This is a genomic window from Mesorhizobium liriopis (assembly GCF_024053505.1).
Taxonomy (GTDB): Bacteria; Pseudomonadota; Alphaproteobacteria; order Rhizobiales; family Rhizobiaceae; genus Mesorhizobium_B; species Mesorhizobium_B liriopis.
Genome location: NZ_JAMXQS010000007.1, coordinates 46,816 through 59,835, shown reverse-complemented (window position 1 = coordinate 59,835; position 13,020 = coordinate 46,816). Strand labels below are relative to the sequence as shown.

The following is a 13,020-nucleotide window of genomic DNA, read 5'->3' as shown; positions in this document are numbered from 1 at the left end:
GCAGACAGGTTCTGAGTTTCAGGCGACCGCTCGTGCGGGTTGCTTCGGCAGGCTCATGCCGCCTCTCACAGTGGCCTCCTGCATGAGACGAGCCGTCCCGTCGAGGGGCGACAGCGGCTTATCGAAAAGGTAGCCCTGACCGAGCGCGCAACCTGTTTGCGCGAGGATCAATCGCTGCTCCTCCGTCTCGATTCCTTCACCCACCACTTCGAGGCCCAGGCGCTGGGCAAGCGCACAGATCATGCCGATGATTGCTGCCCTGTCCTCTGCCATGGCGCTGCCGTGCAGAAAGGACTTGTCGATCTTGAGCTTGTCGAAGGGGAAGCGCCGCAGATAGCTGAGCGACGCATAGCCCGTGCCGAAATCGTCGAGCGCGATGCGGCAGCCCATCGCGCGCAGCTCGTGAAGCACGCCGAGCGCCACATCGTCGTTCTCGATCAGCGTCGATTCCGTGATCTCCACCGTCATGCGGCGGTAGCCGACAGCGTTGTCTGCGAGGCAGTCGCGGAAATGGGTGGCGAGACCTGAATCCGCGAGTTGCCGCGCCGACACGTTGACCGAGACGAAGATGTCGCCGGGCCAAAGCGCGGCCTGTTTGCAGGCCTCCGCGATCACCCACCGACCGATCACCACGATCTGGTTGTCTTCCTCTGCGATCGGGATGAACTCCACCGGCGAAATCAGGCCGAATTCCGGGTGATGCCAGCGCAGAAGGGCCTCGAAGCCGCGCGTTCGTCCGCTCACGATGTTGACGATCGGCTGGAAGAGCAGAAACAGTTCGCCGCGAGCAATGGCGTCTCGCAGGTCGGCCTTGAGCTTCTGGCGGCGTTCGAAGCTCTGCTTCATATCAGGGTGGAACAGCGTGGCCCTGGCCCGCGCATCCTTCTTGCCTGCGGCGAGCGCGATATCGGCTTCCTTGAAGAGCGAGAGTGACGAGCCCGCGCCATCGAGCGCAGTTGCGCTCATGCCGAGCGTGATGTTCGCGCGTAAGGAACGGCCTTCGAGCGAGAACGGTTCGTGCATCGCAGCGAGCATTCGCGCGCTTGCGGCTTGTGCCATCTCGAGCGCGCCGGGGCCTGCATAAAGCAGGGCGAACTCGTCGCCGCCGACGCGCGCAAGCATCGCAGCATCGGCCGTAGCGTCTTTCAGGCGTTCCGAAAGCGCCAGCAGCAGCCGGTCCCCCGCTTCATGGCCCAGCGTGTCGTTGAGCGATTTGAAGTGATCGACACCGGCAATCACGATGGCCCGCTGGCCTTCGGCGACTTTGCGCAGTTTCGCGCTGAAGGCGAAGCGATTGGCGATGCCCGTCAGCGCATCGGTGCGCAACACGCGGGTCAGCCGCAGGTTCTGACGGAAAACGAAGGCGATCAGTGCGGCACCGAACAGGACCAGCGCGAGTGTCACGCCACACAAGGCCGCGAAAACCGTCCACAACCGCCGCTGGTTGTCGAGCACGTCGTCACCGGCTTGAGCGTGAGACAGCGAGACGAACTGGAGGATGGGCCGCGTGAAGGGTCGCAGCTCTTCGCCTGCTGCGTGTGCTTCAACCACGCTGGGAACGTCGTTGGCGAGCCGGCCCATTCTTCGGACGGTGCTCTGGAGGCGAGCGATCAACCCATCATGGTCGATGGCGTCGAGCGTTTCGTTCGCTGTGATGATATCGAGACGGTTGAGCAGAATCCCGTAGCGCAGCGAGACGTCACTGCCGCTGCCGCCCGCTGTGACCTGCGCCAGCGACAACTGGAAACGCAGGAGTTCCGCCGACATCTGACCGAAATCGAAGGTGTTGTTGTAGCGCGAGGCCTGAATGATGCGCTGCTGATAACCGACAGCCAGAACGGAGCAGGCGACCGCCATGATCGCAAGCGATACGGTGACCGTCATGAGCCCGATGCGCAGACGGCGAAAGCCTCTGAACGGTTCCTGATCGGCAGGCAGACTCATTCGAGAATGTCGATCTCGCTGAGCTGCCAGACCGAGCGGCTGTAATAGGTCTGGTGCTGCAATTCCTTACGGCTGTCGAACGGAAACAGCAGAAAGACCGGCCCTTTCTCGCTGACCGGCATAGGCTGCCCGTTCTGCCGTGTCGCCAGAAGAGCGCCGCCTTCCACGAGTTCATCGACCGGCGCTTCCACCGTGTAGTCGTTGAGCGCGATCAATTGCACCCGGGTGCCATGCGCACCGAGCGTCGCCAGATAATCCTTCAGGAGCACACCGGAGAATGTAACCGGTCCCTTATGCCACGGCGTGTTCGTCTCGAAGCTCGTCTGGGGCATCGCATCGAGCCCGGCCAGATCGAGCGCCTGTGCAGGCTTGGCCGCCGTCCCGCCCAGAACGAGGATCGGTGCGCCACCGCTTGCGGGAGCGGATAGCGAAGCGAGACCGAGAGCAATGGCCGAAGTAAGGGCAAGGAGGCGGAAAGGCATGCAACACTCGATATGCGATGCGTTTCACGCTAGGTTCCACGAGTTAACGAAGTGAGCAGGTGCAGCATGAACCGAGTGCCATGCTTAACGCCCGCTTGCGCTGCCGCGTTCGCGATGATCGGTGCTGTCGCCGCAGTCGAGATCAGTCGATCATGCCGCTTCGCAAGGCTTTTGCGACGGCATGGATGCGGTTGACGGCGTCGAGCTTTTCCGAGGCACTGCCGAGATACTGGTTGGTGGTATGCACGGAAAGCGCGAGCTGCACGGCGATCTCGTCGCTGGTCAGCCCTTTGGCCGTGAGCTTGAGGCATTCGAGCTCACGCTTGGAAATGTGGGGCAGTTTTTCGCTTTTCTGCCGGCCTGCCGCCACTGACAGGAAGACCGCCGAAGCCAGAGCGTGAAGCTTGGCCAGTTCGCGCCCGCTTCCCACATGAAGGCCGGTTCCCCAGAACAGGACGAGCCCACATTGCCCGCTTTCCGTGGCACAAGGCAGACCCACGCCCGGCTGCGGCAACCCGCTCCAGGCGCTGTGCAATGCCCAATGCGAGGCGATGATCTCCCGCCCGTCGAGCGAGCCGGCCGACCACCAGAAGGCGGCGCCGGACGCCTGGGCATGCCGCGCGCCCTCGCTGGCGAGGTGAGGGGGAAAGCCGGAAAGAAACTGCGCGGCCGACGGATTGCCGCTGTCGAGCCGCAGATTGAGCTGGCGCTCGGCGGTCGCGGAAACGGCGAAGGCCGCGAATCCCTCTGCATCGACGGCACGTGCCGCCTCGAACAACCGCGCTCTTGCCTCGGTGATGGTGGCCGGGTCGATCGACCGCTCGCGGGCGGGCGCTTTCTTCTTCGCCGCGCTCAAATGATGCCGCTCCGGATGGCGCTGGCGATGGCCATCGGCCGGTTCAGCGCGCCGAGCTTGCGGATGGCATGGGTGATATAGGAGCTGACCGTGTTGCCCGACACGCCGAGGATCATCGCCACATCTTCCGTGGTCTTGCCTTCGCTGACCCAGAGCAGGCATTCGCGCTCACGGTCTGACAGTGGGTCCTCGGACGCCGCGGCGAGAAGCAGGCCCGGCATGCGTGACAGCGCATAGCCGCACTCCATCTGAGCCTCGACCAGTTGCTCGCGCATGATGCGGCCCGGCACGGGATGCGAAAGGAAAAGAAAGAAGCGGCGGCGGCCGACATTGACCCTGAGCGACCACAATTCGCCATGGCCGAGCACGTCGAGAAGCCGCGCCTCTTCGCCGTTCACCACGCCTTCGCTGTCGAAGCTGCCGGCGGCAAGGATCGGCTGGGCCTCGACGCCGGGCATGGCCGACCAGTGGCTCGCGGCGATCCGCTGGATCAGCCCGTGACCGAGCAGTTCGATCACGTCGAACACCCAGTTGGACGAGAGGATACGCGCCTCGCTTGCCGCGCGTCCCTGCGGCACGGCCAGAAGCATGTAGCTTTCCGCACCGACCGAGCCCGCGAGCTCGGTCAGGAAGGCCGTGAGATCGCCGCGCGAACGCAGGCGCATGGCAAGGCCCGACACATCCTGCAATTCGATCGGGCTGGTCATCGAAGACAGGATGGGCGCGGCCGACATCAGCGCGCCGATCACCGCCGTTCCGAACTCTGCGTCGCCGGCCTGAAAAGCTTCTGTCTCGCTCCTTTGCTCGGTGGATTCCACGCGAACAACATCCGCCTTGGGTGAGGCCTTGTTCGCGGATCGAGGTTTGGAGGAAGGCAAAGGCATGTGTTTGGTCGGTGCTTCGGCTCAGGTCCTTGAGAATCCTCAACGAGACGCAACTCAAGACCCTTCGCATACCTCACGAAAGGCCGACGAAAGACGTTGCCCGCCAGCCATCGCGATGGCAGCGGTGCGGTAAACGTCCGATTGACTTCACGAGAACGCCGGACAGCCCCTCTCCGAGGTGCCGGCGCATACGCCGCAAGAAACGCCCGGCCCGTTCGGCAAAAGCGCAAGGCCTACTCCCCTGCGCCTGAACGTGACTGCAGGCTTCCATCGCGCTCTCACGCGGACGGTTCGCATGCACTCCGCCCTGCCCCCCGAATGGCCGGCTGATTCGCAGTCAGTTTATTCGCCGCGAGTCTCGCCACAAGGCCGCAAAAAGGGTGGAAAGAGGGTGCTGAAGCATCCGTGCAACACCTCCCCGAGACGAAGTCCTTGTTTTCCGGGCAAGTTGCTCTGCCCGGACCGCGGCAATAATTTTTTTACACTCTCGCAACGGGCAGGCGGCAAAGCAAAACCGGCTCGCCCGATGGATTTAGACTGCCGAAAGGGCAGCCGTTGCGTCAGCCGGAAAGCCTAGCCGGCCGCGACGAGCTTGAGCCTGGCGCGCTGGGTGCGGTCGCGGAAGGTGAGGCGCACGAAACCCTGCTCGGTCGGCTCGCTTTCCACGAGATGGTAACCGAGCTTCTCGCCAAGCCGCCTTGCCTGTTCGAGGCCGCGCGCGGAAACCACGCGCGAGAACTCCGTCTTGCCCATGCTCATCAGCGTCGCCAGCATGCCGATCTCGACGCCCTCGGAGAAGGCCGCATCACGGGCGGGAAAGCTGATGCGCAAATCGTCCTGAATATTGATCTTCCACATGGAATGTCCCCTCGGCCTTCGGGCTGAGAAGCATCCTGCCTGGGATCAGGATGCGCCCTCGGCACATCGGCCCGTCTTGTTGTTTCCTCGACCCGCCTGCCGGATATTTCCGTGCACTCGAACCGAAGCGTGTTCCCGAAGTCGGCTGCCTCTTCTTGAGGCGCGCCCATTCTTTAGGCTCCTTCGATGGTTCCACCGGATAGTTACCGAAATCTTAATACCGGCGAGCCGGCAAAAGGTCGCAAGCGAGCGCAGAGCGGCATTGGTGCATGCGTGCCACACCAAGCTGGCTCCGCCATCGCGGGACGCGGAAGAACGCGTCTTCCTCGATCGAAAAGCTCGATCCTCTTGGCGGGGTGACGCAGTGCGTCTATGGCAGGCGCGATCCCGAGGAGTTCGCCGATGTTCGAAACGCTTGAAGCCGCCAAACCCGACAAGATCCTGGCCCTGATCGGCATGCTCCGTGAGGATGCGCGGGAGAACAAAGTCGATCTGGGTGTCGGCGTCTACAAGGACGACACCGGCCAGACGCCGGTCATGCGTGCCTTGCGTCAGGCAGAAGAGCGGCTCTTGATGGAGCAGAACAGCAAGAGCTATCTCGGGCTCGCCGGCGATACCGGCTTCAACCATGCGATGACCACGCTTGCGTTCGGGGAAGGCTTCGACGTGTCGCGCATCCGCACGGTGCAGGCGCCGGGCGGCTCGGGCGCGTTGCGCATTCTGGCCGAGCTCCTGAAGCGGGCAAAGCCCGATGCCACGATCTGGATTTCCGATCCGACCTGGCCCAACCACGTTCCCATGATGCAGGCAGCACGGCTGACCATCAAAACCTATCCCTATTTCGATGCCGAGACCGGCACGGTCAGCTTCGAGGCGATGGTCGCAGCACTCGAAACTGCCGCACCCGGCGACATCGTCCTACTGCACGGCTGCTGCCACAACCCGACGGGTGCCAACCTCAATGGGGCGCAGTGGGAACGGATTGCGCAACTGCTGGCGACACGAAACCTCTTCCCCTTCATCGACATCGCTTATCAGGGTTTCGGCGATGGGCTCGAAGAAGATGCCGCCGGCCTGCGTACGGTCGCGGCCCACGTGCCTGAAATGGTCGTTGCCGCCTCGTGCTCGAAAAACTTCGCCGTTTACCGCGACCGCGTGGGTGCCGCGATGCTCATGGCGCGCAACGAGAAGGAAGCGACGATTGCAGCCGGCCAGTTGATGGGCGTGGCGCGCGGCTCCTATTCCATGCCGCCGGACCATGGTGCCGCGGCCGTGCGCATCGTTCTCGAAGACGCCGCGCTGACGGCGGACTGGAAGAGCGAACTGGAATCCATGCGCACGCGGATGCTCGACCTCCGTGTGGGCTTGGCCGATGCGCTTCGCCTCAAATCGAATTCCGACCACTTCGACTTCGTCGCGCGCCATCGCGGCATGTTCTCGCGGTTGGGTCTCACACCCGAACAGGTCGCCCGGCTGCGCACCGAACATGCGATCTACATGGTGGATGACAGCCGCATCAACGTGGCGGGACTGCCGGGAGATCGGCTGGACGAGGTGGCAGCGGCGATCGTGTCGGTGCTTTAAGGGTCAGACGCTGAATTCTGTCCATCTCGCTTGCTGGAAAAGTCGATAGGACGGCCACTTCACCCGCACCTCGTTCTTTGAGAATTTTTCCAAGCCGCCAAGGTTCGATGATGAGGTAAGGTGTGGCCCCCGTTACCCCACCCGCGTCTCCAACCACCGCCAGAGATAAGCCCCAAGCGGTGCCTCCACATGCAGCCGCGTTCGCCCCTCGAACCGGTAGAGCAGCGCGGGGACGCCGGCAAAAAGCACTGAAGCGGATGCGCTCCCGCCATCCAGATCGGCCGCCGTGCCCTCTCGCAAAACTTCGCGCACGCCCTCGCCTTCGAGATCGATCACCAGCCAGAGATCATCGGCACTGCTCACCGCGAACCCGTCGCGCCAGCCGCTCTCAGTCCCGAGTGGGTTTTCCGTCACGAAAAGCGCCCGGTCGCGGCCAATCCGCACCTGAACCGGCAAGGCACCCGTCTCATCCCAAAGCCCGACCTCGCTCGCGCCCGGTGCCAGGGCTTCCCGCGCCTTCACCAGATCACCGCTCACCAGCGTCTGGCCCAAGCCCCGTACTGCGTGCGCTGACCAATCACCACGGATGATTGCGGCCCTGAGCCAATCAGGCGTGGGCGACCACTTGCTCTGCAATTCCTTGTCGCTCGGGCGGTCAAGCATTGAGGCGCACTCCTTCCGGATCGAAGGCGCAAGGCGTGGAAATACGCGCGCGGAACGTCTGCCCGAGATGAACCAGCTCGATCTCTTCACCAACCCGGCTCAAACCCCGCTCGATCAGCCCGAGCGCGATGGGCCGCTTGAGCGTCGGGCTCTGGTAGCTCGACGTTACGAAGCCGATCGAGCGCCGCTTCTCGCTCACGCGCTCAACGCCGTGTGCACCGGTCGGCAATAAGGTCTCGGCTTCGAGCCCGACGAATTGCTGACGGTTCTCGCGCTCGGCTTCTTCAGTGAAGAGCGAGCGCTTGCCCATGAATTCGTCTTTGCGCTTGCTCCGCGGCCCCGACACGCCAAGGTCATGCGGCATGGTCGTGCCGTCCGTGTCCTTGCCGGCGATGAGATAGCCCTTTTCGGCGCGCAGCAGCAGAAGCGCTTCCGAGCCCATCAGCCCGGCATCGAGCGGACGGCCTGCTTCCAGCATGGCATCGAGCAACGCGCCGGCCGCCCTGGACGGCACCGAGATTTCATAGGATCGGTCGCCGGTGAAGCTCACCCGCGCTACGCGCGCAGGCACGGCACCGAAGCGGCCTTGCGCAAACGCCATATGCGGCAGGGCTTCATCACTCAGATCGACGCCGAGGCTCAGCGCCTCGACCAAGGCCTTGGCACGCGGGCCGCTCGCCGTCAGCGTCGCCCACTGCGGCGTGGCGTTGTGGACGAAGACGCGCCCCGGATCGAACCCGTCCTGCCGCCATTCTTCGAGCCGCGCATAAACGCCCGCGACATGGCCCGACGAGCACGACACCAGATAATGGTCGTCCGCCACTTTCAGCGACACGCCGTCATCATAGACCACGCCACTTTCGGTCAGCATGAAGCCGTAGCGGATGCGGCAAGGCTTTAGCGTCGAAAGCGTGTTGTAGGAGTTGAAATCCGCGAGCCGCCCGGCATCCGGCCCCATGACCTCGATCTTGCCGAGCGGCGAGCCGTCGAGAATGGCGACGGTTTCGCGTGCCCGCTCAGCCTCCCGGCGCACGGCCTCGTCCTTGGTGCCCTCGCCGAACCAGGCCGGACGCAGCCAGCCGCCATATTCGCGGAAGGTGGCACCCGCCGCACGATGCCGCGCTTCGAGTGGGAGGCGCCGCACAGGGTTGAAAAGCTCACCACGCCTGCGGCCTGCAATGGCGGTGAGCGGCACCGGCGTGAAGGGCGGGCGGTAGGTCGTTGTGCCCGTCGCCTCGATCCCCTGCCCCGTGATCGCAGCCATGGCGGCCAAGCCGTTCATGTTCGAGGTCTTACCCTGGTCGGTCGCCATGCCGAGCGTGGTGTAGCGCTTGAGGTGCTCGACCGAACGGAAGTTCTCGCGCGCGGCGAGTTCCACGTCCTTCAGCGTCACGTCGTTCTGAAAGTCGATCCATTGGCGGCTCTTGCCCGACGATTTCGGCCAGAGCGGTGCGATGCCGTAGGTTTCGCCCAGCGCTTCCTCGCCGGCGCCATCGCTCAAGGCGGCATCGAGCCCGAATGCGCCGTTCGCGGCACCCACCACGCGCATGCCTTCCACCGGCTCGCGCGGCACCAGTGCGCCGAGCTTCTCGTCGTAGTGCAGCTTGCCCTTGTTCTGGCAGAACAGGTGGACTGTGGGCGTGAAGCCGCCCGACACCAGAACCGCATCCGCCTCGCGGCGCCGTTTGTCCATGGAAACCGCTTCGACCCCACGCGCGCCATAAACGGCCTCGACCGATGCTCCCATGCGCAACTCGACGCCTTCGGGCGCGACGACACCAGCCTGACGACGGGTGTCGGCCAGGATCACGCGGGCGCCTGCCCGTGCCAGTTCACCGGCCGTGCGATAGGCGCTGTCATTGTTGGTGAAGACCGCGACGCGCTCGCCCACCAGCACATCGTGCCGTTTGAGGTAATAGAGCCCTGCTTCGGCCGACATCACGCCGGGCCGGTCATTGTCGGCGAAGACGAGCGGCCGCTCGATGGCACCGGTTGCGACCACGATCTCCTTGGCCCGCACGCGCCAGACCCGGTCGGGCAGGTTTTCGCGGCGCTCCCAGATGGCGACGAGGTTGTGGTCGTAGATGCCGTATGCGGTGGCGCGGGACAGGACCGTGTGGCCCCCCGCCTGCAGATCGTCCGTGATAGAGCGCGCCCAGTCCGGCCCCGCCCGTCCCTCGACCTCCGCTTCGCACCAAAGCAGCGAGCCGCCGGGCAGGACGCGGTCGTCCACCAGCATGACCGAGCCAAGACCCGCCGCTGCCCGCGCGGCCGTGAGCCCGGCCGGCCCCGCACCGATCACCAGCCTATCGCACTGCGCACTGACCGTCGCCACCTCGGCCGCCGGCTGATGCGCCCCGTCCAGCCGGCCCAGTCCAGCCATGTTGCGGATGCTCGGCTCGAAACGGTGCCAGTCGGGCCACAGAAAGGTCTTGTAGTAGAAGCCGGCGGGCAGGAAGCGCGCGAGCCGGTCGAGCGCGCCATAGCGATCGCTTGCGGCGGTAGGTGCCGCATTCACCGAGCGGAGGGCCATGCCATCGCGTAAGAGTTCGGTCGTTCCGCGCAGATTGGGCGTGGTCTTGCCGTTTTCCGTCACGTCGAACAGCGCATTGGGCTCTTCCGCCCCAAAACCCCATACCCCTCGCGGGCGGTGATATTTGAACGATCGCCCGACCAGGCGCACGCCATTGGCGAGAAGTGCTGAGGCGAGCGTATCGCCATCACGCCCGCGATAGGGCTTGCCGTCGAAGGAAAAGGAAAGCGGGCCGATTTCACCCAAACGCCGCGATGTCACAGGCCGGCCTCGCTGGTTCCTGTTTCGACGCCCGGCGTCAGCGTGCCGAAGCTTTCGCCCTGGTGCGGCACGGAGGCCGAGGATGCCTGCGCGCCTTCCTCGCGCAGGGAATGCGTGGCTGAAACCCGATGCGTCAGCGTATCCCGCTCCATCAGAAAGAACTCACCGCAGGTGTCGTGCCGCCATATCTCGCGCACGGCCCCGCGCGGATTGGGATGAAGATGGAGAAAGCGCGACCAGTCTTCCGGCGACACGGCATCTGCGGGTGCAGGGCGCACCTTGCCGGCCTCACCACCGAAGGTGAATTCGGTCTCGTCGCGCGAACCGCAGAACGGACAGGGAAAAATCTGCATAGTCTGTTCTCTCAAGGGCGCATGATCTTATCCGAAAAGTCTGCAACTTTTCGGGATCAGGCTTCAATGCGCGATGCCCGACCCCGCCGCCTCGTCGATCAGGCGGCCGGTGCGGAAGCGGTCGAGATCGAAGGGACGGCTGATCTCATGATGGCTGCCATTGGCGATCAGGTGCGCGAGCAGCCAGCCGCCGGCCGGGATCGACTTGAACCCGCCCGTGCCCCAGCCGCAATTGAGATAAAGGCCCGGCACGGGGGAAGGTCCGATGATCGGCGAGGAATCGGGCACCACATCCACGGCTCCTGCCCATTGCCGCAGCATCCTCAACTGACCGAAAGACGGAAACATTTCGAGCAGGCCCGAAATCACCTGCGTCTGCACCGGCGGATTGCCGCGCTGGGCATAGGACGGCGTGCGGTCGATGCCGCCGCCGACGACGATCTCGCCCTTGTCCGATTGGAAGAGGTAAGTGCCCGTGCCGAGATAAAGCACCACCGTATCGAGTACCGGCTTGATCGGCTCCGACACCATGGCCTGCAGCGAATAGGTGCGCATCGGCAGTTCGAACCCGGCGAGGTTCGCGAGCACCGAGGAACTGCCCGCCACCGTCAGCCCGACATTGTCCGCCCGGATCGTGCCCCTCGACGTTTCCACGCCCCGGCAACGTCCGTTCTCGATGAGGAAGCCCGCGACCTCGCAGTTCTGGATGATGTCGATGCCGAGATCGCTGGCCCCGCGCGCATAGCCCCACGCCACCGCATCGTGGCGTGCGACGCCCGCGCGGCCCTGCCACGAGCCGCCGAAGATCGGGAAGCGCGCTTGCGGGCTGTCGTTCAACAGCGGCGCGCGTTTGAGCACGTCGTGGCGGTCGAGCAGTTCGGCATCCGTGCCGTTGATCTGCATCGCGTTCACGGTGCGCGCTGCGATTTCCATCTCGGCTTCCGAATGCGCCACCGTCACCACGCCGCGCTGCGACAGCATGATGTTGTAGTTGAGCTCGCGCCCCAGCCCTTCATAGAGTTTCAGCGCGAAATCGTAGAGCGCCACACTTTCGGGATAGAAGTAGTTGGAGCGGATCGTGGACGTGTTGCGCCCCGTATTGCCGCCGCCGAGCCAACCCTTCTCGATCACCGCCACCCGCGTGATGTTGTGGTTCTTGGCAAGATAATAGGCGGTCGCGAGCCCATGCCCGCCGCCGCCCACGATCACGGCGTCGTAGGAGGATTTGGGGGTCGCATCGCGCCAGGCCGGCTGCCAGCCTTTGTGGTCGCGCAGGCCTTCGCGAACCAGTTCCCATGCCGAATAGCGCTTCACGCCCGACCTATCATGCTGTCTCGCCCCATTGCTCATAGGTTCGTCGCCGGACAGCCAGCGGAAGTCAATGCGGCGTGATCATCTCGCAGTCCGGGGTTCAAGTTGAACGAACGGCTTTCGTTCTTCTTAAAGTTTTTGCGGTCAGGTCGGGCGCGGAGTTTTTAGCCACAGGCAGATCTTAGTGTTCCACCGACCGCCATTCAGCGGCCTGCGATTCGAAAGAGGCCTGTTCGCGATCTGCGCGCTGCTGCTGCTCGTGACTGGCGCGCGCGCGCATGAAGCGCTCGAGCTCAAGATCGTCGGCGGCCTGGGTGCAGTCGCACAGTATCGCGAATTCGAGGAGCCGTTCTGGACCCGTGAGATCGAACACCTGTCCGACGGCAGCATCCGTGCGACCATCGCTCCATTCGACCGGAGCGGTTTGAGCAGCGAGGATCTGCTGCCGTTGTTGCGGCTGGGCGTCGTGCCTTTTGCCACCGTACTGGCGGCGGTCGCATCTGCCGATGAGCCGGAACTCGCGGCGGTCGATCTGCCCGGCCTCAATCCGGACATTGCCACGTTGCGGCGCGTGGTGGCAGCCTTTCGGCCTCGCTTGAGCGAGATCCTGTCCGACCGTTACGATGCCGAACTGCTGGCAGTTTATACCTACCCGGCGCAGGTCATGCTCTGCCGAACACCTTTCTCCTCTTTCGAGGACTTGCGCGGACGACGGATTCGAACCTCTTCGGCGTCCCAGTCCGACTTCGTATCAGGCCTGGGCGCGGTCGGCGTGGTGATTCCCTTCGCCGAACTACGCGAAGCCTTTCAGGCCGATGTAGTGGATTGCGTGATCACCAGCGCGTCGAGCGGCAGGCAGATCGGCGTGACGCAGCTCGCCTCGCATATGCATGCGATGGCGTTGAGCTGGGGCATTTCGCTTTTTGCCGCCAATCACGGTGCCTGGCGCAAGATCCAGGCCGACAGGCGCGACACCATACTGCGCGGGCTTTCGGATCTCGAAAGCCGCATCTGGGATGCGGCCGCCAGAGAAACGGCACTGCCTTTCGAATGCGCCTTGAACACCACGGCCTGCGAAGACCCCGCAGGCCTGGCGCATATGCTGATCGTTCCACGAAAAGCGGAAGATGAACGGGAGAGGGAAAGACTGTTGGCTGAAGTCCTGCTTCCGCGTTGGCTGGATCGCTGCGGATCCTCTTGCGGCACATCGTGGAACCGGTACATCGCACCGGTGGTGGGATCGAAGGTTCCAACGCGATGACGCGAAAGGAAAGCAATAGATTCGGCAACA

The 13,020-nt window shown here is 64.1% G+C and carries 11 protein-coding genes; 2 read left to right on the top strand and 9 right to left on the bottom strand.

Annotated elements, in window-relative coordinates; all coding sequences use genetic code 11:
* Positions 1–18 precede the first annotated feature (18 nt).
* The 5 genes from NGM99_RS14590 to NGM99_RS14570 form a co-directional block, all read right to left on the bottom strand.
* Positions 19–1,944, bottom strand: coding sequence for a putative bifunctional diguanylate cyclase/phosphodiesterase (locus tag NGM99_RS14590; RefSeq protein ID WP_252820173.1), 1,926 nt, complete (start codon positions 1,942–1,944; stop codon positions 19–21).
* Positions 1,941–2,426 carry a putative pterin-binding protein gene (locus NGM99_RS14585; protein WP_252820171.1) on the bottom strand — a complete coding sequence of 162 codons (486 nt, stop codon included), beginning with the start codon at positions 2,424–2,426 and terminating at the stop codon, positions 1,941–1,943. Before NGM99_RS14585 ends, NGM99_RS14590 begins: the two co-directional genes overlap by 4 nt.
* 142 nt (positions 2,427–2,568) lie before the next feature.
* Positions 2,569–3,282 (bottom strand): helix-turn-helix transcriptional regulator, encoded by a 714-nt coding sequence (locus tag NGM99_RS14580; protein ID WP_252820169.1) that lies wholly within the window; start codon positions 3,280–3,282, stop codon positions 2,569–2,571.
* Positions 3,279–4,100, bottom strand: a complete 822-nt coding sequence (locus tag NGM99_RS14575; protein WP_252820167.1) for a helix-turn-helix transcriptional regulator — start codon at positions 4,098–4,100, stop codon at positions 3,279–3,281. The genes NGM99_RS14580 and NGM99_RS14575 overlap by 4 nt, the downstream gene beginning before the upstream one ends.
* A gap of 639 nt (positions 4,101–4,739) precedes the next feature.
* The gene (locus NGM99_RS14570) at positions 4,740–5,024 is read right to left on the bottom strand and encodes a hypothetical protein (protein WP_252820165.1); all 285 of its coding nucleotides are present in this window, start codon (positions 5,022–5,024) and stop codon (positions 4,740–4,742) included.
* A gap of 402 nt (positions 5,025–5,426) precedes the next feature.
* Here NGM99_RS14570 and NGM99_RS14565 point away from each other — a divergent pair, with 402 nt between their 5' ends.
* Positions 5,427–6,608, top strand: a complete 1,182-nt coding sequence (locus NGM99_RS14565; protein ID WP_252820163.1) for an amino acid aminotransferase — start codon at positions 5,427–5,429, stop codon at positions 6,606–6,608.
* 132 nt (positions 6,609–6,740) lie between these two features.
* Here NGM99_RS14565 and NGM99_RS14560 read toward each other — a convergent pair whose 3' ends face one another.
* From NGM99_RS14560 to NGM99_RS14545, 4 genes are all read right to left on the bottom strand, one after another.
* On the bottom strand, positions 6,741–7,271 hold the full coding sequence (locus NGM99_RS14560; RefSeq protein ID WP_252820161.1) for a hypothetical protein: 531 nt from the start codon (positions 7,269–7,271) through the stop codon (positions 6,741–6,743).
* Positions 7,264–10,065, bottom strand: coding sequence for a 2Fe-2S iron-sulfur cluster-binding protein (locus tag NGM99_RS14555; RefSeq protein WP_252820159.1), 2,802 nt, complete (start codon positions 10,063–10,065; stop codon positions 7,264–7,266). The genes NGM99_RS14560 and NGM99_RS14555 overlap by 8 nt, the downstream gene beginning before the upstream one ends.
* On the bottom strand, positions 10,062–10,418 hold the full coding sequence (locus NGM99_RS14550; RefSeq protein WP_252820157.1) for a sarcosine oxidase subunit delta: 357 nt from the start codon (positions 10,416–10,418) through the stop codon (positions 10,062–10,064). The genes NGM99_RS14555 and NGM99_RS14550 overlap by 4 nt, the downstream gene beginning before the upstream one ends.
* A gap of 63 nt (positions 10,419–10,481) precedes the next feature.
* Positions 10,482–11,732, bottom strand: coding sequence for a sarcosine oxidase subunit beta family protein (locus tag NGM99_RS14545; protein WP_252820155.1), 1,251 nt, complete (start codon positions 11,730–11,732; stop codon positions 10,482–10,484).
* 181 nt (positions 11,733–11,913) lie between these two features.
* On the opposite strand from NGM99_RS14545, the gene NGM99_RS14540 reads away from it, so the two are divergent.
* Entirely contained in the window at positions 11,914–12,990 is a 1,077-nt protein-coding gene (locus NGM99_RS14540; RefSeq protein ID WP_252820153.1) for a TRAP transporter substrate-binding protein, read from the top strand.
* Positions 12,991–13,020 lie beyond the last annotated feature (30 nt).

What these genes read in the sequence shown, in the direction of transcription:
- NGM99_RS14585 (WP_252820171.1), bottom strand. Translation starts at nt 2,426, where the DNA reads ATGCCTTTCCGCCTCCTTGCCCTTACTTCGGCCATTGCTCTCGGTCTC.
- NGM99_RS14550 (WP_252820157.1), bottom strand. Translation starts at nt 10,418, where the DNA reads ATGCAGATTTTTCCCTGTCCGTTCTGCGGTTCGCGCGACGAGACCGAA.
- NGM99_RS14590 (WP_252820173.1), bottom strand. Translation starts at nt 1,944, where the DNA reads ATGAGTCTGCCTGCCGATCAGGAACCGTTCAGAGGCTTTCGCCGTCTG.
- NGM99_RS14570 (WP_252820165.1), bottom strand. Translation starts at nt 5,024, where the DNA reads ATGTGGAAGATCAATATTCAGGACGATTTGCGCATCAGCTTTCCCGCC.
- NGM99_RS14560 (WP_252820161.1), bottom strand. Translation starts at nt 7,271, where the DNA reads ATGCTTGACCGCCCGAGCGACAAGGAATTGCAGAGCAAGTGGTCGCCC.
- NGM99_RS14565 (WP_252820163.1), top strand. Translation starts at nt 5,427, where the DNA reads ATGTTCGAAACGCTTGAAGCCGCCAAACCCGACAAGATCCTGGCCCTG.